Source organism: Bacillus sp. H1a (assembly GCF_000633475.1).
In the GTDB taxonomy this organism is placed as follows: Bacteria; Bacillota; Bacilli; order Bacillales; family Bacillaceae_G; genus Bacillus_A; species Bacillus_A paramycoides.
Window position 1 is genome coordinate 1 of record NZ_AYMH01000050.1, and the last position, 24,696, is coordinate 24,696.

A 24,696-nucleotide genomic window follows, 5' to 3' on the forward strand; every position below is an offset into this window, starting at 1 on the left:
GCGCAAAGAAGGCTTGCAGTTGCGGATCAGTATAAGATAAACTACCCATCTTGCCTGCAATTTGAACTTGTTGGTTTAGGGCATCGAGAATGTTTTCCGCATTGCTTTTTTCTTTTTTACTTTCAAATTGCTGTACTTTTTGAATCGTATCCTCTAATTCTTTGCTGGCGGCAACCAGTTTTTCATCAAACTGGCTTTTCGGCATACTCAATGAAATCAAATCGTTCACGCTGTTGTAAATATTAGAGATGCGACTATCGATTTCATGTTTCTTGGGTTGGAGATTGGAAAGTTTGTTTTGTGTTTGCAGTAATGCATCTTCCAGAATAACCGCATTCTCATCACTTTCTCCCGTTGTTGACTGAAAATCCTTTAAAGTTGTCAACATTTCCATAATGAGAAATTCATTGGTAACTTTCAACCCAGTCACAACTGCACTTTGGTTATTATTGATGTCGTTGACAATCGCATTTCCTGTTGCACCCTGCATGGCTTCGGCCTGGATAATGCCATTCAATGCGTTTTTGGCTTGTTCAAGTTGTTCATTGGTTTTACTGGTGTCTTTTTGGAGTTTTGCCAGTATTTCATTGAATTCCTTTAAATCTACTTGAAAGCCCATTTAATCAGCCTCTCTTTCTGGTGAAGTATGAACAACTTCATAGAAGACAAGCTGTTGCGCCCCACCTAAATCATTTTTAATATCAGGCAATGTATGCCCTCCTCAGTGTGAAAAAATTCAACCAAGTATATCAAAATGAAAAGAGAAAACATCAAAATGTCTTTTATTCGAAACGTATGTCACGTATCGGGGGGGACAGTCGAGATACGTGTAAAAACAGGTCACCCATTCTTCTCTGAAGTTCTTTATCTAAGCGTTGTGTAATAAGTTTTTCTGTGGTTGAGTAAATTGTAATGGAGCCTACGATATCACGCGTACCATCAGGCGAAATAAGTATATAAATAACTTGGTATTTTTTCATACATAGCATGCTCCTTTAACTATATGTTTTTTAATCCTGTATTTCTCCTCATTCTCCACTCATAAATTCACAATCAAAGAAATACTTGTCCATTAAGTTATTTACAATCCCGTTGAAATAAGCAAATTTCCCTTTATTCATTTTCGTACCAGATTTAATTTTCATAACAAACTCTTTGATAGCTTTTAAGCCAATAGTAAGCTCTTGGTCTTTGGTAAATGCTTTATTACCTGTAGAGAAGTTTGTAACTTTATTACACTGTCTTACGACCTTCCATAGTTCTTGAATTGTTTTAGATTCAGAATAGAAAAAGCTAACTAAAGAAACAAAACGTTCTGGTACCCAGTGAGCTACGAAATCAGCTTCTTTAATATTTTCCTCAGATGTATTGCTATTCTCATTACTATTACGTTTGTTTTTATCTTTTATATTTTGTTTTAAGGAAGAAGGGGTTGTTTTAATGGTAGGACACTTTGTAGGACTTTTTGTATCTACCTTGTTGGACACTTCTTCCACAATTGGTTGAATGATAATAGCGTTAGAAGTTTGAAGCATATCTTTTTTACGCTTCATTGCTACCTGTTTAATCATCTCTAGATCCACAAGTTTCTTCATTAAACGTTGTACAGTTTTATAGGATACTTCCATTTTTTTAGCTATTCTATTTTTACATAGGAAACTAACGCCTACATATTTGCAGCTGTGGCGTTTTAAAATTTCAAGTAATGTAATTAGTTTAGATTGTACATCGGTACGCTTAATAGACATACGGATCGTGTCTCTGTATACACGTATAGTTTTATTTAATTCCTCAACTTTTTTAAATGTAGAAAGGTTGTGGAAAGATTCTTCACTTGCGATAACATCGATAAGTTTCTTCATTATTATATGTCTCCTTTTCCGGAAACAAAAAAGCAACAGAATGCCGAATGTAAGCAAACTGTTGCTAGGATACTCCACGTACTGTAAAATAGTGCGTAAGAGTACAGCAAGTGTTTGCCTATCGAGAGTAGGCGGACGGTATATATAGTGTTGGTAGCACTGTATATACACGCTGTACTTTTTTGTTTTTTATTTTTAGTGATATGGTATTTGTAGATAGAATTTATGGATTATAAGAGGTTTATTGGTAGAAAAGAAGGAACGAAGGAGTTAACTCGTATTACACATAAAGCTCCTATCGCAATTAGCCCGACAGATCAACTTTATTTTTTCCCTACGTATTCTTATTCTAGAAAAGAGTGTGCGTGGTTGTCTCATTTTCATATTGAAAGTAATAAAGAGCTAAAGGATGGAAATCTAATTATTAGATTTATTAATGGTTTTGCTGTGAAATTAGAAATATCAAAAAGTAGTTTTGAAAATCAGCAAAATCGTACAGCGAAATTGCGAACAGAGTATGAAGATCGTAAGGAAAAACAAGGAAATCCTTGCTTTAAAGAGATTGATAAAAGGGATGAATCAACATTAAGGCCAGCTTATGAGAAAGTGTATTTTGTTAGGGAAGAGGAGGTGTAAAAGGAAAGGGATGGGGGACTCATCCTTTTTTTGATTTCCTTATATACTCCATTTAATTGCCAAATTATTGAATTATTAGTTCTCTAATAATTTTAAATGGTGTAAAATTACAATATAAAGGTTATTTTCCTATATATAATTAATGTAGTGTGATTGCATATCATTTTATATTCAAGGCATACATGATAGTTCTTTCCTTATAAATTTCGAATGTTACCTATTCAGAGTACAGTATTAATACTATCTTTCTAATATTTATTAATACTTATCGTGATTGATAGTATACGCTTGCTAAAAAAGTTTTTTGTAAGAACTAGCTAGTAGAAATAGCCTTACGCGTAGTAAGGTTATTTTTTTGGGAAATACGGATTAGCACTTTCTATATATTCTTCTTTTTCATAATCTGTGCGTGGTGTCTAAATTATCTTCATATCCTGTCGAATATTGAAAGATTATTATAGTTTAATAAGGAAGGAATTCTCACGAAAGATATGGAAACTTAATAATTACATCTCCATATGTCATATCTACCATTTCCTCTTTCCTATAAGCAATGATACAGTAGAGGGAGTAATTAGAGTAAAGGGGTAAAGTGTAGAATGGATTTTCAGACAATCAAAGAGTATTTTTCACCAGAAAATATGGATCATATTGTTGAAAGTTATAAAGCGTTCGGACCACTTCTTGGTATTGGTTTACCGATGATAGAGGCGCTCATTCCAGCATTGCCACTCATTGTGTTTGTGTTGGCGAATGCTGTTGCATTTGGCTTTTGGTATGGATTTCTTTATTCATGGCTTGGATCAGTAATAGGAGCGTTACTTGTATTTTTCATTATCCGCCGCTTTGGAAGAAGTCGTTTTTTCTCTTTTGTAAATAAACATGAGAGAGTACGAAAAGCAATGGGGTGGATTGAAAGGAAAGGGTTCGCACCAATTTTCGTCATATTTTGTTTTCCATTTACACCGTCTGCGCTTATTAATGTTGTAGCTGGTTTATCACGTATTAGTGTGAAACAGTTTGGACTAGCATTAGCATTCGGAAAGCTTGTTATGATCTTTATTTTAACTTATATCGGTCATGATTTAACTTCGTTTATTCATAATCCGGTGAAATCAATTATCGTTGGGATTGTTATTTTTATTTTATGGTATGTCGGTAAAAAAATTGAAGTGAAATTAGAACTACATTAAGAATAGTCTTCTTGTAAAGGCAAGCTTCATTATTAAAGGGCGAGGGGAGAAGCGAATGAAGAAAACTTTGAAAAAAGAAGGCCTAGAGTGGATGAGAACAATCTTAATAGGTGTACTATTAGCTGTATTTTTTCGAACGTTTTTCTTTTCAACGTACGTTGTAGAGGGGAAGTCTATGATGCCGACATTGCAAGATGGCAATATGCTCGTTGTGAATAAGGTAAGTTATCAAGTAGGGGACTTGAATCGATTTGATGTTGTCGTTTTTCATGCGAATAAAAAAGAGGACTATGTAAAGCGAATTATCGGTTTACCTGGGGATCATATCGAATATAAGCATGATAAGCTGTATATAAATGGTCAATTTATTGATGAGCCTTATTTAGAGAAGTATAAGAAAGAGGTAAATGGAAGGCAACTAACAGGTAATTTTACATTAGAAGAATTAACGAGAGAAAAGTTTGTACCACCTGGGTATATTTTTGTAATAGGTGATAACCGCCTCGGGAGTTGGGATAGTAGACACTTCGGTTTTGTGAAAGCTGATACAGTTGTCGGTAAAGTTGATTTACGATATTGGCCAATTCAAGAGGTGCAAACGAATTTTTCAAAAGGTTGATATACTAAGTAGAAGTATAAAAAAAGGCAAACAACTCGGTTTGTCTTTTTTCGTGTCCTATAATACAATTATAGTAGCAAACTAACGTTCGTTATGTAAGTGAAAGGTGTGGTTACATGTCACTTCGATTTGTGATTGGTAGAGCTGGAAGTGGAAAAAGTGCACTTTGTTTACGTGAAGTGCAAGAAGAGTTAAAGCAGCGTCCACGAGGGAAAACAATATTATATCTTGTGCCAGAACAGATGACATTCCAAACGCAGCAGGCGTTAATTGGGAGCGAGGATGTAAGAGGTTCTATTCGGGCACAAGTTTTTAGTTTTTCGCGATTAGCGTGGAAGGTGCTACAAGAAGTGGGCGGAGCAAGTCGTCTTCATATTGATGAAGCTGGTGTGCATATGTTACTTCGTAAAATTGTAGAATCCCGTAAAGATGGACTATCTGTGTTTCAAAAAGCAGCAGAGCAAAACGGTTTCTTTGAACACCTTGGTAGTATGATTGCGGAGTTTAAACGTTATAATGTGACGCCGTCTAACGTATATGAAATGTGGCAACATTTAGATGCGCACAGCAGTAGTGCAGAGCAAAAGTTGCTCGCGAATAAAGTGTATGATTTACAGTTATTATATGATGACTTTGAACGTGCTTTAATTGGAAGATATTTAGATTCAGAAGACTACTTACAATTATTAGTTGAGAAGCTTCCAGACTCTGAGTATGTAAAAGACGCGGAAATTTATATAGATGGATTCCATTCATTTTCTCCTCAAGAGCTAGAAATTGTTAGAGGGTTAATGAGATTAGGAACTAGAGTAACAATAACATTAACGCTGGATGAAAAAACGTTAGCACAGCCAGTGAATGAACTAGATTTATTTTATGAAACGACGTTAACGTATGAAAAAATAAAACAAGTAGCGCGTGAAGAGAAAATAGAAATTGAAAAAACGATTCCACTTATGGAACAGCCGCGTTTTCATTCGCCAGCATTAGCGCATTTAGAAACTCATTATGAAGCGCGTCCAAATGAAAAGTTTCACGGAGAGGCGAGTGTAACGATTAGTACAGCGGCTAATTTACGAGCTGAAGTAGAAGGCGTTGCTCGTGAAATTCGAAGACTTGTGGCGGATGAAGATTATCGTTACCGAGATATCGCAGTACTTCTTCGTAACGGAGAAAGTTATTACGATGTAATGCGAACTTTATTTATGGATTATAATATATCGCATTTCATTGATGAAAAACGCCCGATGTCACATCATCCGCTAGTAGAATGCATTCGTTCTGCTTTAGAGATCATTAGCGGGAATTGGCGCTATGATGCGGTGTTTCGCTGCATAAAAACAGAGCTTTTATATCCATTAGACGTAAGAAAAGAAGCGATGCGTGAAGAGATGGATGAATTTGAAAACTACTGTTTAGCGTACGGTATACAAGGAAAGAGATGGACTTCTGAAGATCCGTGGATGTATCGACGTTATCGTTCACTTGATGATGCAAGCGGAATGATAACAGATAGTGAACGTGAAATGGAAGAGAAAATTAATCGCCTTCGTGACATTGTAAGAACGCCAGTTATTCGTATGCAAAAAAGACTGAAGCGTGCTGGAACAGTTATGCAAATGTGCGAAGCAGTATACTTATTTTTAGAGGAGCTTGACGTTCCGAAAAAGTTAGAAGAGTTACGTATTCGTGCAGAAGAAAGCGGAGATTTCTTATTTGCAACAGACCATGAGCAAGTGTGGGAAGAGGTGATGAGTCTTCTTGATACGTTCGTTGAGATGCTTGGCGAGGAGAAGATGTCCCTTTCTATGTTTACTGAGGTCATGACGACAGGTCTTGAGGCGCTTCAATTTGCGAACATTCCACCGTCACTAGACCAAGTGTTAATTGCTAATATTGATCGTTCTAGATTGTCAAATATTAAAGCGACATTCGTTATTGGAGTAAATGAAGGAGTGATTCCAGCAGCACCTATGGATGAAGGTATGCTTTCTGATGAAGAAAGAGATGTTCTTACCGCTGCGGGTATCGAATTAGCACCGACAACGAGACAAACATTATTAGAAGAACAGTTCGTTATGTACCAAATGGTGACGAGAGCGTCTGAGAAATTATATATATCTTGTCCGCTTGCAGATGAAGAAGGCAAGACGTTACTTGCTTCTAGCTTTATTAAGAAAATAAAAAGAATATTCCCTGATGTGAAAGAAGCGTTTATAACAAATGACGTAAATGACTTATCACGTTCGGAACAAATCTCATACGTAGCCACGCCAGAAGTAACGTTGTCTTACGTAATGCAGCAACTGCAAACGTGGAAGCGCTACGGATTTGAAGGCAATTTAGATTTTTGGTGGGACGTATATAACTTCTACGTTACTTCAGATGAATGGAAGCAAAAAAGTAGCCGTGTGTTATCAAGCTTATTCTATCGAAATCGTGCACAGAAATTGAGTACAGATGTAAGTAGAGATTTATATGGAGATACAATTAAGGGAAGCGTCTCTCGTATGGAGCTATTTAATCGTTGTGCGTACGCTCATTTCGCACAGCACGGTTTATCGCTAAGAGAGCGTGATATTTTCAAACTTGATGCGCCAGATATTGGTGAACTATTCCATGCGGCGCTGAAGAGAATTGCAGACAAGCTATTACGTGAAAATCGTACTTGGGCGGATTTATCAATAAAAGAGTGCGAGCACCTTTCTGCTTTAGTAATAGAAGAAATTGCACCGTTATTACAAAGACAAATTTTATTAAGTTCGAACCGTCATTTTTATTTAAAACAAAAACTACAACAAATCATTTTCCGTACGTCACTTATTCTTCGTGAACATGCGAAGTCGAGTGGATTTGTACCAGTTGATTTAGAAGTTCCATTCGGTATGGGTGGTACTGGATCACTTCCGCCAATGGAATTCGCATTGCCAAATGGTGTGAAGATGGAAGTAGTTGGCCGTATTGACCGTGTTGATAAGGCGGAAGATGAGAGTGGTACGTTCCTTCGTATTATTGACTATAAATCAAGTTCAAAGGCGTTAGACTTAACAGAAGTGTATTACGGATTAGCACTTCAAATGTTAACGTATTTGGATGTTGTTACTTCAAATGCACATACGTGGATGAAAAAGGGTGGTACTGCATCACCTGCGGGCGTATTGTATTTCCATATTCATAACCCGATCGTTGAGATGAAAGGCGATGCATCTGAAGAAGAAATTGAAAAAGAAATTTTAAAGAAATTTAAAATGAAAGGACTTGTACTAGGAGATGCTGACGTTGTTCGTTTAATGGATAATAAACTTTCAACAGGAAGCTCTGATATTATTTCTGCTGGTCTGAAAAAAGACGGTAGTTTTAGTGCGCGTTCTAGCATTGCAAGTGAGCAAGAGTTTAACGTACTTCAAAAATATGTACACCATACGTTTGAAAATATCGGTAAGGACATTACAGAAGGTGTTATTGATATTGCTCCGTACAAAATGGGGAATAAAGCGGCATGTACGTTCTGTAACTTCAAGTCTGTTTGTCAATTTGATGAATCACTTGAAGATAATCAATTCCGTACGTTAAAAGATATGAAAGATAGCGAAGCGATGGAGAAAATAAGAGAGGAGGTCGGCGGAGAATGATAGAAAATTGGCCTAAAAAACCAGAGGGTAGTCAATGGACAGATGACCAGTGGAAAGCGGTTGTAGCGAATGGACGTGATATTTTAGTTGCAGCAGCAGCTGGATCAGGGAAAACAGCGGTATTAGTTGAACGTATTATTAAAAAGATTATTAATGAAGAAAGTCCGGTAGATGTCGACCGCCTGCTCGTTGTAACGTTTACGAATGCCGCAGCGCAAGAAATGAAAAACCGAGTTGGGGAAGCGTTAGAAAAAGTATTAATTGATGAGCCAGGCTCGCAGCACATAAGAAAACAGCTTAGCTTATTAAATAAAGCTTCCATTTCGACAATTCACTCATTTTGTTTACAAGTCATTAGAGGATATTATTACATGCTTGATGTCGATCCTCGTTTTCGTATTGCGAATCAAACAGAAAATGAGTTATTAAAAGAAGAAGTGCTAGATGACATATTAGAAGAAGAGTATGGAATCGAAGATAATCATATTTTCTTTGAACTCGTTGATCGTTATACGAGCGACCGTAGTGATGATGACTTACAAAGAATGATTTTAGCACTTCATACAGAATCAAGAGCGCATCCAAACCCAGAGAAGTGGCTTGATAAATTAGTAGAAGCATACGACGTTGAAGGAAAGACGATTGAAGATTTAGTGTACGCTTCTTACTTATTAGAAGATGTGAAATTCCAGCTTGAAACGGCGGAAGAGCATATTCGTAAAGCGACAGAACTAGCAATGCTTCCTGACGGTCCAGCACCTCGTACTGAAACTTTACAAGCAGATTTAGCTTTACTTGGAACGTTATCATCAGCAGCTCGTGAGTCGTGGGCAAGTGTTTATGAAGCGATGCAAAATGTATCGTGGCAAACGTTAAAGCGTATTAAGAAAAGTGATTATAATGAAGATGTTGTAAAACAAGTAGATTCTCTTCGTAATAAAGCGAAAGATGAAGTGAAGAAATTACAAGAAGAACTATTTAGCCGCAGACCAGAAAGTTTCTTACGAGATTTTCAAGATATGCATCCTGTATTAGAAAAGCTTGTTCAGCTTGTAAAAGTATTTACAGGTCGTTTCCAAGCGATAAAACGCGATAAAGGAATGGTCGATTTCACAGATTTAGAGCATTTCTGTTTACAAATTTTAAGTGAGCCAAATGAAGATGGTGAAATGCGTCCATCAGCAGTAGCGCTTCAATATCGTAATAAATTTGCTGAAGTATTAGTCGATGAATATCAAGATACGAACTTTGTGCAAGAATCGATTATTAAATTCGTAACGAAAGATTCTGAGAGTGAAGGAAACTTATTTATGGTTGGTGACGTAAAACAGTCAATCTATCGTTTCCGACTAGCAGAGCCAGGCCTATTCCTAGGGAAATATAAACGTTTTACATCAGAAGGATTAGACGGCGGAATGAAGATTGATTTAGCGAAAAACTTCCGTAGTCGTCATGAAGTGTTAGCTGGTACGAACTTTATCTTCAAACAAATTATGGGCGAAGAAGTTGGGGAAATCGATTATGACGCTGATGCTGAATTAAAGCTAGGTGCTAGCTATCCAGAAGGTGAGGATGTAGCGGCTGAACTATTATGCATCCAGCAAACTGAAGAAGAAGTAATAGATGGAGAAGAAGGTGCAGAAGGTGCAGAAGTAGAAAAAGCGCAGCTTGAAGCTCGTCTTATAGCGCAGCGTATTAAAGCGATGGTCGATTCAGGTTATGAAGTGTATGATCGTAAAAATAATAGTATGCGCCCAGTACAATACCGTGATTTCGTTATTTTACTTCGCTCAATGCCATGGGCTCCGCAAATCATGGAAGAGTTAAAGTTACAAGGAATTCCGGTATATGCTGACCTTGCGACTGGTTACTTTGAAGCGACAGAAGTAAATATTATGATGAACGTATTCCGCGTTATTGATAATCCGATGCAAGATATTCCGCTTGCAGCTGTACTTCGTTCGCCAATTGTTGGACTAAATGATGAAGAACTTGCGATGCTGCGTGCTCATGGAAAGAAAGGCTCGTTTTATGAAGTGATGAGTTCATTCTTAAAAGGAGCACCACTTGAAGAAGAGAAAGAACTACATGATAAATTAGAATGGTTCTATAATTTACTGCAAGGATGGCGTGAATTTGCGCGTCAACAATCTCTTTCAGATTTAATTTGGAAAGTGTACGGTGAGACAGGTTATTATGACTTCGTTGGAGGTTTACCAGCTGGAAAGCAAAGACAAGCGAACTTACGTGTACTATATGACCGCGCAAGACAATATGAAGCAACATCGTTTAGAGGATTATTCCGTTTCTTACGTTTTATTGAGCGTATTTTAGAACGTGGTGATGATATGGGAACGGCAAGAGCCCTTGGAGAACAAGAAGACGTAGTTCGCATTATGACGATTCACAAAAGTAAAGGGCTTGAATTCCCAGTCGTATTTGTAGCGGGACTCGGTCGCCGTTTTAATACACAAGATTTAATGAAGCGTTTCTTACTTCATAAAGATTTCGGTTTTGGTTCACAATTTATCGATCCTCGTAAACGAATTAAATATACGACATTATCGCAACTAGCGATTAAACGTAAGATGAAAATGGAATTAATTGCGGAAGAAATGCGTGTGCTATACGTAGCTTTAACCCGTGCGAAAGAGAAGCTAATATTAATTGGAACGGTTAAAGATGCCAATAAAGAAATGGAAAAATGGCTTGATGCACGGGAACATGGAGAATGGTTATTACCAGACCACATACGTGCTGGAGCCTCATGTTATTTAGATTGGATTGCCCCTTCACTATACAGGCACCGTGATAGTGAGATGCTTCTTGAGTTAGGGCAAGGAAATATTCCGGCTGAAATTTATGAATATGATACTAGCTGGAAAGTAGAAGTTGTTGAAGGAAAAGATTTACTTGCACCAGAACCAGTTCAAGAAGAGAAACAAGAATTGTTAGAAGCACTTCGTGAGAAAAAGGCTGTTCCGTTAGAAAGTGAACGTAAAGAAGAAGTGTACGACAGATTAATGTGGGAGTATGGATATGAGGAAGCAACATCTCACCGTGCGAAACAATCTGTAACAGAAATAAAGCGAAATTATCAATCTGAAGAAGGTAGCGATAACGCCTTTATTAAAAAACTTCGTGCCCCAATTAAAACACGTCCGCGCTTTATGGAGAAAAAAGGATTAACGTATGCCGAGCGAGGAACAGCAGTCCATGCCGTTATGCAACATGTAGATTTGAAGAAACCGATTACGATTGAAGTTCTTCAGGAACAAATTGCAGGAATGGTAAATAAAGAATTATTAACATTCGAACAAGCTGAAGAAATAGCAATCGAAAAAGTGATTTCATTCTTTGAGAGCAATCTTGGTAAAAGGGTATTAGCAGCGAAAAGTGTTGAGCGTGAAGTGCCATTTACGATGATGCTTTCAGCAGAAGAAGCGTATCAAGATTGGCAAGGTAAGAGCGAAGAAACAATACTTGTCCAAGGAGTTATCGACTGCATGATTGAAGAGGAAGATGGAATTACTTTAATCGACTATAAAACAGATACGATTGAAGGAAAGTTCCCAGGCGGATTTGATCAAGCGAAACCAATCTTAGAAGACCGATACAAAGTGCAGCTTTCACTATATGCAAAAGCGTTAGAGAAAAGCTTGAAACATCCTGTGAAAGAAAAGTGTTTATACTTCTTTGATGGGAATCATCTTGTAAATATTGATGAATAGAGTTTGGAAAGGGGTTATGGAGTATGGCAACGTTAAGAACTTGTGATCAAGGACACGAGTACTATAAAAGTAGCGATTGTCCAACTTGCCCGACTTGCGAGAAAGAGAGGAAGCCGAAAGAAGGCTTTCTCTCTCTTCTTTCAGCACCAGCAAGGCGAGCGTTAGAGCACCATGGGATAACGACTGTAGAAGAACTTTCAAAGTATAGTGAAAAAGAAATTTTGAAACTGCACGGTATGGGACCTGCTTCTTTGCCGAAGCTTAGAGATGTTTTGGAGGAGAGCGGATTATCATTTAAATAAAAGGTGATGTGATGAATAGTTTTAAAAGAAAAGACATGAATGTAGAACCTATTCATGAAAAATTAAATGTATTGCGTAATGAAATAAAAGAGATGGATGGTATAATCGATCTCGGTTGGTGCGGTAAATTATTGTATCCGTATTATGAACATTTTAATGATAATAAATTGAGATATCGATCAGGTTCATTGGTAGCATTTTGGGGAATTCTCAGGGAGTGGGAAGATGAAAGTGGATTTCCATTTTATACAGGTACTCAGGATTATGATTGTCATCACTTTGATATGTACTTAACAGAGTTTTTAAAATATGCAGCTAAGGTTAAGAGGCAATTTCCGAATACTTATCTTGCTATTGTTAAATCACTGATGGACTTGGATGAAAGAGAACGATGGGAAAGTGAATTTCCTAACATACGTAAGGAGCTATTTGATAATGTTAGAGAAGAATTGTTCCATAAGGATGTTCAAAATATAGATTATGATAAGGTATACCAAGAAGGGCGAATGCTTTATTAAAACAAATATCGGTTACTATGTCACGTGAAAAAGAGGTGTCACCTAGTAGGGGACACCTCTTTTATTACGCTGTTGCAATTTGATCTTGGTCTGCAACGTCCGAATCAAATGTATTTGTTGCACTAACGCCGCTAAAAGTATTAACGACAAATCCAACATTGGAAGCCCCAGACCCGTTATAAGCTTTCGTATTTTCTTTTGGAGATACGTTATAAAAATCCCCTAAATTGAAAGAGCCATTACTGTTTTGAACGACGAGATTTCCCACAATCGAAGGCATAATACCATTCACCTACTTCACTAAGCTTTTTAATTACTATATGAATTATTTATTGGAAGGTTCATCAGTAATGTATTGGCGGATTTGCATAATACGAGAGTTATTAAAAGCATAATCAACATTTCCAATTTGAAAGCAACCAGAATTTAAAAGTGTTCGCACTTCAACGTTGTTTACTTCAATAAAAGGACGTTCATTTATAATATTTACTTTTACATCCGTTGTTCGCTTTGGCATAGTAATGTATTCATCTGTGAAAACTTCAAAAGCATCAAAAGGACCTTCTCCTTTTAAATAATAAGGAATTTCCCGATGAACCAAAAGCGCCCTGCTTTTTAATTCCATTTGATTTGCATCACCAACTTGAAATACTGCAGCAATCCCCAAAGAAATAATAGAAACATTTTGGACAACTGAAACATGATGTAACATAATTTTGAGTCTCCTCAACCTCGAGTTGCAGGGACAGCTGATACTAATGGTACAAACGGTCCCTCTGTAACGGATTCGAATGGCGTATCAAGAATAGAAGTAAGGATGAGAAGGTTTGCATCTCCAATTAAAAATAATGCGGAAGAAGAAACCCCGTTCATTTTAATTTGCCCTACTTTTAACTCACGGTTTACAACATTTAAATTCATCCATACTCACTCCTTTCGGAAATTGCCCGGTATGTGTTGAATAAAAGATAGGAAGGCTTTGTCAATATCTTGTTTCATCGCTTGAATAATGACTTCGCGCAAATACTCTGGATCTGTTGAAATACCTTCATGTGACTGAACTTGTGATAAATAATACGGAAGTCTATGTTCCATCTGTTTTTTTATGTCATCAATCATCATTTGTCGATACATCTCATCAAGCGGTGTTCGCTCTTCGTGTTCAAAATGGAGAATTCGATTATATGCTTCTTCATCTAAGTAGCGATGCATTTCTTGAAGGATACCTTGATAGAAGTCTGGATTTGTTTCTGTTTCAGGATTTACTTTCAGCGTTTCTGTATCCACTTCAAAATCTTCAATTTGCTGCCCTTTTTTCGCAAATGGATTCAAGCCAATATTTAAAGTGCCATTTAAGTTTTCTACTTTTAATTGATCGAATTTATATTCCACTTTTCCTATAGAAGAGGAGGGGCGACTTTTTAATTCATTAAGCTCTTCTTGTAATAGGCGAACTTGATTTTCAAGATTGAGAATGGTTTCTTGCTGCATTTGAAGAGCTTGCTGAAGTTGGTATAAATAAGTATATATATCTTGATTCATTTTGTGAAACCTCCTTTTCAATAGGGAGGGTATATTACTACTATATATTTATGATAAGGATGGCCTAAGAAGAACTAGTGAAAGGCTTAAGGGAAATAATTTGTCCTTTTGCATTTAAAGGGCGAAGAGGTGCTGTAAACCCGCCGGTATTTGAGAACTTAGAAAGAGCCTTAATACTACCTGCAGTTCCGATTTGGAAAACAGAAGATGTCGTAATGCTATCGATTTTAATACTGTTAATGATGATACTTTGGTTTACATAGAAATTCAATGTAATCGCCTCCTTTAGGTAGAACCGATTATTGCTTGATCGATTACATCTGAATCATTTACAGTTGTTGAATTTTGATAATTGTAGACAGAAATATTATCACCAACATTAAAGGAGCCGGCCCCAGCAAAAGCACGTGAATAACTAATAGGTCTAATCGCAAATACATCTCCAATATGAAAAATACCACTTGATCCAATATTAACGATACGAATATGTCCGACCATAGCTGGCATACAAAACACCTTTCATTTTTAAAATTTTCTTTTCTACTATTGTATGGGCATTTTCAATAAAATGTGTACTTTTTTGAAATAAAAGAAACACACACGCTATTGCGTATGTGTTTCGAGCGTTTGAGTGTACACGTAATCCGTATGTGTATGCCAAATAACATTTAAGAGCCTGTCCAGTTCCTGGCTACAATCCACTGTTTTTTGAGAAGTCATTCCGTAGCGTTCAGCAAAATAGATCATTTTTTCGCGTTTTTTTTCGATTGCTTGCTCAAACATTGAAATCGGCTCCATCTCTCAATAGATTTTAAGTATATATGTAGTACATATTATACAAAAATTCCATAAAAAAGAAACATCTTCGCTAAAAAAAGTATAATTTCTACATTTTATGTCAAATCACGGATGAGGAACGAATATAAGAAGGGAGGAATATTGTAAAAATTAGCGTGCATGAGAAGGTTTTTTTCTTAAGGATGCGAATACAATTAAAGGGTATGAGTTTTAGGATGGAGAGTGGAAATATTGCGTTTTGTAACGGCGAAGAAGGAAGAAAAGGTATTTGTTGGTATTGTGGACGAAGAGGAAGAAAGAGTATTACATTTAAGAGAAGCGCAAAGACAAAAGGGTGAAAAGGTTACAATTCCGATTACAATGTTAGAATGCATTGAAAGAGGAAGCGAATGTCTTGAAAAAGTGTGTGATATTGTAAAGTGGGCGAAGAAAAATGCGGGAGCGGCGTATTATCCGTTAACAGAGGTGAAAATTTTAGCGCCGATTCCAAGGCCGAGAAAGAATATTTTGTGTGTTGGAAAAAACTATCGCGAGCATGCGGTAGAAATGGGTGGAGTAGAGTCTATCCCAGAAAATATAATGATCTTTACGAAAGCGCCAACAACTGTAATTGGAATTGATGAGCAAATTAATGGTCATCCTCATGCAACGAATGAACTAGATTACGAAGGAGAACTAGCGATCATTATTGGTAAGCGAGGAAAACAAATTAAAAAAGAAAAGGCTCTTGACCACGTTTTTGGATATACGGTTATAAATGATGTAACTGCTCGGGATATTCAAAGGAAACATAAACAATTTTTCCTAGGGAAAAGTTTCGATACATTTTGTCCGATGGGACCGTATTTAGTCCATAAATCATTAATTGAAACGCCGAATGCATTACACATTGAAACAGTAGTAAACGAAGAGGTAAGACAAACTTCAAATACGAAAGAAATGATTTTTTCAGTAGAAGAAATTATTTCAACTATAAGTAAAGGCATGACATTAGAGCCAGGCGATGTCATTGCGACGGGGACACCAGCCGGTGTTGGGAAAGGTTTTACGCCACCGAAGTTTTTGCATGCTGGTGATGAAGTTGTTATTAAGATAGAAGGAATTGGTACGCTGAGAAATATAGTGAAGTGAAGAAAAGAGCTATCTTGTGAAAAGATAGCTCTTTATTATGGGCGTGGATTATTGGAATAATCTAAAATAGCGAAAATATACAATCCGATTAGTGCTAAAGTACAAATCCCAATTAGCATTACCGCAAGTGCGCTTTTTTCGCGACCAAAACCGATAATTGTAAGAAAAACAGCAGTCCAAAATGACGCTTTAAGTAGTGTGAATGTATGAGGAGTTGAATAGTGACTGAGTAATGTTGTGGATAATATGAAGCCGATGAATGTAATAGAAATAAAAATTGTAGCTAACTGGTTAATGTGTTTACCATATTTCAACAGCATACAGTTGTCCTCCTCTTGATAAAAAACAGAATATTCTATTTTATTTTACTTTAAATTATTGAAAAAGGAAAGAGGCTGTCCTAAAATATAGGACAGCCTCGCTATTATTAAGATAATACAGCTTTAATTTTTTGGAATGCCCACTCTAAATCTTCTTCAGAGATTACTAGAGGTGGTGCGATACGAATTACGTTTTCATGTGTTTCTTTACATAATAGACCAGCTGCTTTTAGTTGTTCACAGTAAGGACGAGCTGGCTCGTTTAATTCGATACCGATGAATAAACCTTTACCGCGAACTTCAGTAATCATTGGGTTATCAATTTCTTTTAATTGCCCAACTAATTTTTCTCCTAATTGAAGAGAACGCTCTGTTAATTTTTCTTCTTCTAATACTTCAAGAGCTGCGATAGAAACAGCACATGCAAGTGGGTTACCACCGAATGTAGAACCGTGAGAACCTGGCTCGAATACGCCTAAAATGTCGCGGTTTGCTGCAACACAAGAGATTGGGAACACACCGCCGCCAAGCGCTTTACCAAGTATGTACATGTCAGGAGTTACATTGTCCCAGTCGCAAGCAAATACTTTACCAGTACGGCCTAAGCCTGTTTGGATTTCATCTGCTACGAATAAAACGTTTTCTTTTTTACACACTTCAAAAGCTTCTTTTAAGAAACCAGCTGGTGGAATGTTAATTCCTGCTTCACCTTGGATTGGCTCTAAAATGAATGCAGCTGTATTTGGTGTAATCGCAGCTTTTAACGCTTCTAAATCACCGTAAGGAATTACAATAATGCCAGGAAGCATTGGACCGAAGCCACGCTTGTACTCTTCATTTGATGACATAGAAACAGCACCCATCGTACGTCCGTGGAAGTTATCTTCACAAACGATGATTTCTGCACGGTTTGCTTCTACTTTTTTCACATCGTAAGCCCAGCGACGAGCTGTTTTAATTGCAGTTTCAACAGCTTCTGCACCTGTATTCATAGGAAGTACCATATTTTTATTAGTTAGTTTCGCAACTTTTTCGTACCAAGGACCTAATTGATCGCTATGGAAAGCACGAGAAGTTAACGTAACGCGATTTGCTTGATCGATTAAAGCGTTGATAATTCTTGGATGACGATGACCTTGGTTAACTGCAGAATATGCACTTAGTAAGTCCATATAGCGGTTTCCTTCAGGATCTTCTACCCAAACACCTTCTGCTTTAGAAATAACGATTGGAAGTGGATGATAGTTATTTGCTCCGTATGTGTCTGTAAGTTCGATAATATCCTTAGTTTGAATCATGATTGTTCCCCCTTTTGTTATTACAAGAAGTTTGTAAATACTCTAAATATTATAGCATTTAAATATAAAAAAGCGAAACATTTCCTGAAAATAAATGAACATGTTATCATATAGAGTGAAAAAGTGTGAAAAGAGGAGGTAGGGATACGATGATACATATGCATATTACAGCATGGGCGTTAGGATTAATTTTATTCTTCGTGGCGTATTCACTTTATTCGGCAGGAAGAAAAGGTAAAGGTGTACATATGGGACTTCGTCTTATGTACATTATCATTATTGTGACAGGTTTTATGCTATATATGAGCATCATGAAGACAGCAACAGGTAGCATGCACATGTGGTATGGCTTAAAAATGTTAGCTGGTATTTTAGTTATCGGTGGAATGGAAATGGTTCTTGTGAAAATGAGCAAAAACAAGGCAACAGGGGCATTTTGGGGACTATTTGTTATCGCGCTTGTAGCGGTATTTTATCTTGGACTGAAATTACCGATTGGCTGGCAAGTATTTTAATTAAAAATAAAACCACCTTATGATCTCAAAATTTTGAGCAATAAGGTGGTTTTTTCTTTATGTCGCATCTATATGCAACTCTTCTCCACTTACTTTCGTAAATCGCAAAATATTTTTATTAGAGGAAGAGTAGCGCACGAAATGATGTTGCAATGTACAAATCATTTCTTCGTTATCGAACAAAAGAATATTTACTCCTTCGCACGGTCCATCTTTCGGTAAGAATGATAAATAATTATGACAATACATGCAATCATATAAAGAGTAATTAAGCGATTGCAATGATTCGGTTAACAATGTAAAGACAGAGTCGGGTAACTCCTCAAGCCATTCATTATAGCTAAGAAGTAATTTTTTTCGAATTCGTATCATTTCCCCGTTTTGAAGAGGATGTTGTTCATTTGCAATTTGTAATATGTTTTGTTCATAAAAACGCGCTGGTAGCCAATTGTTGTTATATAAAATTTCAAAACCATCATCGGCGATATCTTCTAATAAAAAAGCTTCATCATTTTCATCATCAAAGAATACCCATTCATTGTTTATATATTCCACATTACCGATTGTATGGGCGCGCGGTTGGTTATACAAAATATGTTTACGTTGTGCCATAGTTCATTTCTCCTTTTATAGAAGTAGTTATTCTTGTTATAGACAGTTCGTACGTTCTTTATAACTAGACACACCTAAAGATAGATGGGCATACAATAAAACACGCTACACACAGTGAAACTGCTATTCCATATATGGATAGTTAGTTATCGTCAAGTTTGTTGTTTTTATGTATCCGCACTCATAGGGTGGGGATTACTGCACGTTCAGAAACTGATATTAGATTAGGAAGGATGATTCTTATGTGCGGGATTACAGGATGGGTGGATTATAAACGCTCATTAGAAGGGGAAAGGGACGTCGTGACGAAGATGGCGGAAACGCTAGCGAAACGCGGACCAGATGATAACAAAGTTTGGATTAAAGGGAACGTCGCATTTGGGCATAAGCGGTTAATCGTTGTAGATCCTGAAGGTGGTAAACAGCCAATGACTTGTTTAAAAGACGAAACGAGTTATGCGATTTGCTATAACGGAGAGCTCTATAATACAGAAGATATTCGGAAAGAGTTATTAAGAAGAGGTTATACATTTAAAGGGCATTCTGATACAGAAGTACTATTGGCATCTTATATTGAATGGAAGGAAGAATGTGTCGATCATTTAAACGGTATATATGCGTTTGCAGTATGGGATGAGAAAAATGAAAGAGTCTTTATTGCCAGAGATCGATTAGGTGTAAAGCCACTATTTTATAAATATGATAGCGGCCGATTATTATTTGGTTCAGAGTTAAAAGCGATATTGGCACATCCAGATGTAAAGACTGAAGTAACGTTAGAAGGGTTGTCAGAAATATTCGGTTTAGGGCCATCTCGAACTCCTGGTCACGGTATATATGCTGGTATTCAAGAACTGCGCCCGGGCCATGCGATGACGTTCTCAAAATACGGTTTATGCATATGGAGATATTGGAATGTGGAAAGTAAAAAACATGAAGATTCATTTGAAGAAACAGTAGAGAAAACACGTTTTTTATTACAGGATGCGATTACGAGACAATTAGTTTCTGACGTACCGCTATGTACATTTTTATCGGGTGGTGTAGATTCAAGTGCTATAACAGCAATTGCCGCAAAAGAATATGAAAGATCAGGGAAAGGGCAATTGCACACGTATTCTATTGACTATGAAGATAACGAAAAATATTTTAAGGCGAATGCATTTCAGCCAAATTCAGACGCACCTTTTATTAATTTAATGACGGAAACATTTCGAACGACCCATCATCGTTGCATCATTTCAAATGAACAACTAGCACAGTATTTAACAGAAGCAGTGCTCGTTCGCGATTTGCCTGGTATGGCAGATATTGATTCTTCATTATTATGGTTTTGCCGTGAAATAAAACAAGATTTTGTCGTTGGTTTATCCGGAGAATGTGCAGATGAAATATTCGGTGGTTATCCGTGGTTTTATAGAGAAGATGATTTACAATCAAGTGCATTTCCATGGATGCGATCTACAGAAGCGCGTGAACAACTTCTAAAGAAGGAGTGGAGAAGTAAACTAAATTTGCAACAATATGTACAGCGTCGCTATGAAGAATCCATTCAAGAAGTACCGATTTTAGAAGGGGAAAGTGCGCTAGAAGCGAAGAGACGACAGTTATTTTATTTAAACATGGTTTGGTTTATGACAACACTATTAGACAGAAAAGACCGTATGAGTATGGGGGCAAGCTTAGAAGTACGCGTTCCGTTTGCGGACCACCGACTTGTCGAATATGCTTGGAATATTCCTTGGGAAATGAAAATGTATAAAAACCGCGAAAAAGGTCTACTGCGTAAAGCGTTAGAGGGATTACTTCCAAATGATATATTGTATAGAAAGAAAAGCCCGTATCCGAAAACGCATAATCCGCACTATACGAAAGCAGTAACAGTATGGCTCCAAGATTTATTAACGGATAAAGGCTCAATTTTGCATGAATTGTTCGATAAAGAGCAGCTGGGCGGATTGATCGAGTCTGGCGGCAGTGCATTTCAAACACCATGGTTCGGTCAATTAATGACAGGGCCACAACTTTTAGCTCATTTAGCGCAAATTCATGTTTGGTTTAAAGAGTATGGGGTAAATATTAAAGAGTAGGGAAAGGGCGGCTTGCATGTTGTGTAAGCCGCCTGTTCTTCTATTTAACTTGAATATAAATATATCTATTGTATTTTCCATCATCTGTTGTTGCGGTTAAAACAACGCGTCCAGTTTTTAAAGCTTTCACATGAGTCGTATTATTTTTGTTTTCCAGGGCAATGATGCTTGCGTCACTACTTTTCCAAACTATATTTTTATTTGTTGCATTTTCTGGAAGAACGGAGGCAGATACAAGTTTTTCATCTCCTTGCTTGATCTCAAAAGATCGTTCGTCTACTTTGATGCCTGTAACAGGTACATGATTTGGTTCAACAGTTACTTGACATGTTGCTACATATTCGCCAGTAGCAGTTGTTGCAGTAAGTGTTGCAGTACCAGCTTGTATAGCATGGACAATTGCTTTTTCATCCGTTGCTTGTATTGTTGCAACATTTGGATTGTCACTTTTCCAAATTAACTTTTTATTTGTAACGTTTGGAGTGATCTTCGCAACGAGTTCAAAAGTTTCTCTTTCTCTTAAAGAGTGTTCTGATTTGTTAAGTGTAAGGCTAGTAGGGAATGTTTCTAGTAAATTCTCAGGTGTTTTTGCATCCCAAGTCATAGGTTTATTCGAGCGTAGTGCTTGTGCTACAACTGCCGCTGTATCCATATTCGTCATAGGAGTTGTAATAGATGATTTTGCTAGAATTCCAGGGCCGTTCGCCGCCCAGAAAATTGTCTTTTCTTCAGGAGATTCTCCTCCATGTCCGTAGTCTTTTCCTCCATGATCCGTTGTCATAATAACAAGGCTATCTTCTAACAAACCAGCGTCACGAATTGCATCTAATACAATCCCTACATTTTTATCTGTTTTTTCAATTTGTTGCATATATGCAGGGCTGCCGTAGCCTTTAGAATGACCAGCTCCATCAATATCGTCAAAATGAATGAATGTGACCGCAGTATCTTTTCCTTCCGTTTTAATATAATTTGAGATTTTTGGTGCCAATTGGTCATCCGGGACAGACTCTAAGTGAGCGCCTACGGATTGTTCGATAATCCCTTTATTAATTGGACTCCATCCAGCAAATGAAGCCATTTTTGCGTAAGGTCGTTCTTGTTTTAGTACTTTCATAAAGGATGGATAAGGTGAATTTTCAGGGAATGCTATTGACCCTGCGATTGTATTATCCAGTTTTGTTTTATCAGGTGTTACACCATGTAAGATTCCGCCCCAATTTTGAGCGCTAATCGTTGGTGAAAGAGCTTGCGCATTATAAGTGCTGGCACCATTAGCGATAAAATTTTTAATATTAGGGGCATTAGCATCTTTAACAGCAATACCAGCTCCATCTAACCCGATAATAAAGACATGTTTGTATGGATAGTTTGTAGATTGTTTTAGCTGTTCTTGAAGAGGGAGTATGTCCTTTTCATCAATTTTTCCATCGTCATTTAAATCAGCCCGCTTAATTTCCTTCCAGTTTTGACTATTTACATCTGATCCGATGTATTGTTTTACAAAGTTTAAATCATTTTGTTCAAGTAAACCATCACGTGTTATATCTAAAGAATTTCCAACAGTTAGTTCTGCTGTAGCGGCTTTTTTTCCGTCTTCAGAAATGGCTTGAATTGTTGTTTTCCCAACGCCTTTTCCAATTACTTTGACTTTTCCATCTATCGCTTCAACGTCTGCGATGTTTTTATTACTGCTTGTCCAAGTTACTTTTTTATTTGTTGCGTCTAAAGGCTGGATATTGGCTTGTAAATAGGTGTAACCATCAACATTTAAATGAATAGTTGGTTGGTCAATGGAAATGTCAGTAACAGCAATCGGAGGAGCGGATTGATACATTTTTTGAACATCTGTAGCCGTTACTGCTTTTCTTAGGATAGATACTTCATCTAGTGTTGCGTCAAAGTTGTTTCCGAATAAAGTTCCTTTCCCATCAACTCCAATTTTTGTTGTGTAATTTGTATCGATTGTACCTTTCATTTTACTAATATCGATTTGTTGTTCTAGCTTTCCGTCTTTATAAATAGTTGCATATCCATCGCGGTCATGAGAAATCACAATATGATGCCAAACGTTATCAGCGATATTTGGAATAGAGGCATCCAGGCGGGAGCTACCGGATGTTTTGAAATTCCAAAGGAGAGCCTTATCTTTTAAACCGATAAACCACCCTAAGTTTCCACCGCTATTCCAATCTTTATTTGAAATGATGGCTGGATCAGCATTTACTCCGGAAGATTTTACCCAAAAGGCTACTGTGAAGTCTGTACGTTCTCCAAATTTTAATTGTGAAGTATCTCCTAAGTCGATATAGGAAGCATTTTTCTGTGAGGTTGATTTAAACTTGAGAGCTTTATTTATGCGTCCGTCTGTAAATGAAGGATTACCATTTTCATATGAAATTATGTGATTGGATGCGGAGCTATCATTTAGATTTTCCTCGAACGATAGTTTCATAATTTCGTCAGTGAGATTTTCTGGTTGCATTTGTATTGCTGGATTAGGTGCTGCTAAAACGTTAAATGGAATTGTTGTGGATAGGATTGTACTCATGGTAAGTGTAGAAATCAGTACTGCTTTTTTAATAAAAGGTTGTGTCATTTTAAATCCTCCTTATATGTTCCTTTAATTAGAATTCAATGGAATTCTGTTTCCTTTTCTAAGATAAATAGTAAAGTGCAAATTTTGAGAAATAATAACCGGAATATTGAGATTTTTTTAAGCTGTTGTGAAGTTCCACATTGATTAAGAATAATACGAGAATATGACAATAAATATTAAATAAATTGTCATATAAAATTTAAAATCATATTATAAATAATACTTAATTAGAATTATTATTTTGACGTACTTATTATTACTTGTTATAATTTAAAACAAACGTTTTTGAAAAAGATTCTCATTTACAAAATTGAGGTGTTATATAGATGACGAAAAAGAAAATAGGTTTGCTTGTAATGGCGTATGGAACACCAGAAACATTAGATGATGTAGAGGGATATTACACTCACATTCGCCACGGTCGTAAGCCGTCTGAAGAAGCGCTTCAAGATTTAATTGAGCGTTATAAAGCAATTGGAGGAATTTCACCACTTGCAAAAATTACAAAAGAGCAGGCACATAAATTAACAGATTCATTGAATAAAATGTATACAGAGTATGAATTTGTTTGTTACTTAGGATTAAAACATAGTGCTCCATTTATTGAAGATGCAGTAGAAGAGATGAAGCGAGATGGAATTGAGTATGCGATTAGTATCGTATTAGCACCGCACTATTCTACATTTAGCATTAAAGCGTATAATGACCGTGCCATTCGTCTTTCAGAAGAAATAGGTGGTCCTGTTATTGAACCAATTGAACAATGGTACGATGAACCGAAATTTATTTCCTATTGGGCAGATCAAATTAAAGAAACGTTTACTAAAATCATAGATAAAGAGAAGGCAGTTGTTATTTTCTCCGCACATAGTTTACCGGAGAAAATCATTGCAGCGGGAGACCCTTACGTAGAGCAATTACAGCATACAGCGGACTTAATTGCGGCAGAAGTAGGTATAAAGCATTATACGATTGGTTGGCAAAGCGCTGGAAATACACTAGATCCATGGATTGGGCCAGATGTGCAAGATTTAACGAGAGATTTATATGAAGAGCATGGCTATGAATCTTTCGTATATTGTCCAGTTGGCTTTGTGGCGGAGCATTTAGAAGTTTTGTATGACAACGATTATGAATGTAAAGTTGTAACTGATGAATTAAACGCCGCATATTTTAGACCAAATATGCCGAATGCACAATCTGTATTTATTGATTGTTTAACTGAAATTGTTTCCAAAAAAATGAAGGAAATAGTTGACAAGAATTTAGTTTTGAATAATAATTAGTTTATAATAATT

24 protein-coding genes and 1 pseudogene are annotated in these 24,696 nt (G+C 36.8%); 11 read left to right on the forward strand and 14 right to left on the reverse strand.

Annotated features, from left to right (window positions below; translation table 11 throughout):
- From U860_RS0122890 to U860_RS0122905, 3 genes are all read right to left on the reverse strand, one after another.
- Positions 1-619, reverse strand: a 619-nt coding sequence (locus U860_RS0122890) for a T7SS effector LXG polymorphic toxin (protein ID WP_025150327.1), incomplete at its 3' end; no start/stop codon positions are given.
- Positions 620-782: 163 nt separating this feature from the next.
- Positions 783-980 carry a hypothetical protein gene (locus U860_RS0122900; protein WP_025150328.1) on the reverse strand — a complete coding sequence of 66 codons (198 nt, stop codon included), beginning with the start codon at positions 978-980 and terminating at the stop codon, positions 783-785.
- A 48-nt stretch (positions 981-1,028) separates the two neighbouring features.
- Entirely contained in the window at positions 1,029-1,862 is an 834-nt protein-coding gene (locus U860_RS0122905; protein ID WP_025150329.1) for a hypothetical protein, read from the reverse strand.
- Positions 1,863-2,102: 240 nt separating this feature from the next.
- On the opposite strand from U860_RS0122905, the pseudogene U860_RS0122910 reads away from it, so the two are divergent.
- The 7 genes and pseudogenes from U860_RS0122910 to U860_RS0122940 all read left to right on the forward strand — a co-directional run.
- Positions 2,103-2,498: pseudogene (locus U860_RS0122910) on the forward strand (competence protein ComK); the annotation flags it as partial.
- 599 nt (positions 2,499-3,097) lie between these two features.
- On the forward strand, positions 3,098-3,691 hold the full coding sequence (locus U860_RS0122915; protein WP_002170780.1) for a TVP38/TMEM64 family protein: 594 nt from the start codon (positions 3,098-3,100) through the stop codon (positions 3,689-3,691).
- Between the two features lie 55 nt (positions 3,692-3,746).
- Positions 3,747-4,310 (forward strand): signal peptidase I, encoded by a 564-nt coding sequence (gene lepB, locus U860_RS0122920; protein ID WP_025150331.1) that lies wholly within the window; start codon positions 3,747-3,749, stop codon positions 4,308-4,310.
- 116 nt (positions 4,311-4,426) lie between these two features.
- Complete coding sequence (addB, locus tag U860_RS0122925) at positions 4,427-7,942, forward strand: helicase-exonuclease AddAB subunit AddB (protein WP_025150332.1); 3,516 nt, start codon at positions 4,427-4,429, stop codon at positions 7,940-7,942.
- On the forward strand, positions 7,939-11,673 hold the full coding sequence (addA, locus tag U860_RS0122930; RefSeq protein ID WP_025150333.1) for a helicase-exonuclease AddAB subunit AddA: 3,735 nt from the start codon (positions 7,939-7,941) through the stop codon (positions 11,671-11,673). Before addB ends, addA begins: the two co-directional genes overlap by 4 nt.
- 23 nt (positions 11,674-11,696) lie before the next feature.
- Entirely contained in the window at positions 11,697-11,975 is a 279-nt protein-coding gene (locus U860_RS0122935; RefSeq protein ID WP_025150334.1) for an RNA polymerase alpha subunit C-terminal domain-containing protein, read from the forward strand.
- An 11-nt stretch (positions 11,976-11,986) separates the two neighbouring features.
- A complete protein-coding gene (locus U860_RS0122940; RefSeq protein ID WP_025150335.1) occupies positions 11,987-12,493 on the forward strand; it encodes a hypothetical protein in 507 nt (168 codons plus the stop codon).
- 64 nt (positions 12,494-12,557) lie between these two features.
- Here U860_RS0122940 and gerPF read toward each other — a convergent pair whose 3' ends face one another.
- The 7 genes from gerPF to U860_RS0122975 form a co-directional block, all read right to left on the reverse strand.
- Complete coding sequence (gene gerPF / locus U860_RS0122945) at positions 12,558-12,773, reverse strand: spore germination protein GerPF (RefSeq protein ID WP_025150336.1); 216 nt, start codon at positions 12,771-12,773, stop codon at positions 12,558-12,560.
- A 45-nt stretch (positions 12,774-12,818) separates the two neighbouring features.
- A complete protein-coding gene (locus U860_RS0122950; RefSeq protein WP_025150337.1) occupies positions 12,819-13,205 on the reverse strand; it encodes a spore germination protein GerPE in 387 nt (128 codons plus the stop codon).
- Positions 13,206-13,219: 14 nt separating this feature from the next.
- The gene (locus tag U860_RS0122955) at positions 13,220-13,414 is read right to left on the reverse strand and encodes a hypothetical protein (RefSeq protein ID WP_002170788.1); all 195 of its coding nucleotides are present in this window, start codon (positions 13,412-13,414) and stop codon (positions 13,220-13,222) included.
- Positions 13,415-13,420: 6 nt separating this feature from the next.
- On the reverse strand, positions 13,421-14,035 hold the full coding sequence (locus U860_RS0122960; protein WP_025150338.1) for a spore germination protein GerPC: 615 nt from the start codon (positions 14,033-14,035) through the stop codon (positions 13,421-13,423).
- Positions 14,036-14,099: 64 nt separating this feature from the next.
- Entirely contained in the window at positions 14,100-14,306 is a 207-nt protein-coding gene (gene gerPB, locus U860_RS0122965) for a spore germination protein GerPB (RefSeq protein ID WP_025150339.1), read from the reverse strand.
- Between the two features lie 14 nt (positions 14,307-14,320).
- Complete coding sequence (gerPA, locus tag U860_RS0122970; RefSeq protein ID WP_025150340.1) at positions 14,321-14,542, reverse strand: spore germination protein GerPA; 222 nt, start codon at positions 14,540-14,542, stop codon at positions 14,321-14,323.
- A 96-nt stretch (positions 14,543-14,638) separates the two neighbouring features.
- Entirely contained in the window at positions 14,639-14,818 is a 180-nt protein-coding gene (locus U860_RS0122975; RefSeq protein ID WP_025150341.1) for an aspartyl-phosphate phosphatase Spo0E family protein, read from the reverse strand.
- Between the two features lie 246 nt (positions 14,819-15,064).
- Here U860_RS0122975 and U860_RS0122980 point away from each other — a divergent pair, with 246 nt between their 5' ends.
- Positions 15,065-15,964, forward strand: coding sequence for a fumarylacetoacetate hydrolase family protein (locus tag U860_RS0122980; RefSeq protein WP_025150342.1), 900 nt, complete (start codon positions 15,065-15,067; stop codon positions 15,962-15,964).
- Between the two features lie 35 nt (positions 15,965-15,999).
- On the opposite strand, the gene U860_RS0122985 is transcribed toward U860_RS0122980, so the two are convergent.
- Both U860_RS0122985 and rocD read right to left on the reverse strand, forming a co-directional pair.
- Positions 16,000-16,284 carry a hypothetical protein gene (locus U860_RS0122985; RefSeq protein ID WP_025150343.1) on the reverse strand — a complete coding sequence of 95 codons (285 nt, stop codon included), beginning with the start codon at positions 16,282-16,284 and terminating at the stop codon, positions 16,000-16,002.
- A 107-nt stretch (positions 16,285-16,391) separates the two neighbouring features.
- Positions 16,392-17,582 (reverse strand): ornithine aminotransferase, encoded by a 1,191-nt coding sequence (rocD, locus tag U860_RS0122990; protein ID WP_025150344.1) that lies wholly within the window; start codon positions 17,580-17,582, stop codon positions 16,392-16,394.
- 149 nt (positions 17,583-17,731) lie between these two features.
- On the opposite strand from rocD, the gene U860_RS0122995 reads away from it, so the two are divergent.
- Positions 17,732-18,097 (forward strand): YisL family protein, encoded by a 366-nt coding sequence (locus U860_RS0122995; protein ID WP_025150345.1) that lies wholly within the window; start codon positions 17,732-17,734, stop codon positions 18,095-18,097.
- A gap of 57 nt (positions 18,098-18,154) precedes the next feature.
- Here U860_RS0122995 and U860_RS0123000 read toward each other — a convergent pair whose 3' ends face one another.
- On the reverse strand, positions 18,155-18,709 hold the full coding sequence (locus tag U860_RS0123000) for a DUF2777 domain-containing protein (protein ID WP_025150346.1): 555 nt from the start codon (positions 18,707-18,709) through the stop codon (positions 18,155-18,157).
- Between the two features lie 242 nt (positions 18,710-18,951).
- On the opposite strand from U860_RS0123000, the gene asnB reads away from it, so the two are divergent.
- Positions 18,952-20,799, forward strand: coding sequence for an asparagine synthase (glutamine-hydrolyzing) (asnB, locus tag U860_RS0123005; RefSeq protein ID WP_025150347.1), 1,848 nt, complete (start codon positions 18,952-18,954; stop codon positions 20,797-20,799).
- Positions 20,800-20,839: 40 nt separating this feature from the next.
- Here asnB and U860_RS0123010 read toward each other — a convergent pair whose 3' ends face one another.
- Positions 20,840-23,398, reverse strand: coding sequence for an Ig-like domain-containing protein (locus tag U860_RS0123010; protein ID WP_025150348.1), 2,559 nt, complete (start codon positions 23,396-23,398; stop codon positions 20,840-20,842).
- A 326-nt stretch (positions 23,399-23,724) separates the two neighbouring features.
- On the opposite strand from U860_RS0123010, the gene hemH reads away from it, so the two are divergent.
- Complete coding sequence (hemH, locus tag U860_RS0123015) at positions 23,725-24,684, forward strand: ferrochelatase (RefSeq protein WP_025150349.1); 960 nt, start codon at positions 23,725-23,727, stop codon at positions 24,682-24,684.
- Positions 24,685-24,696 lie beyond the last annotated feature (12 nt).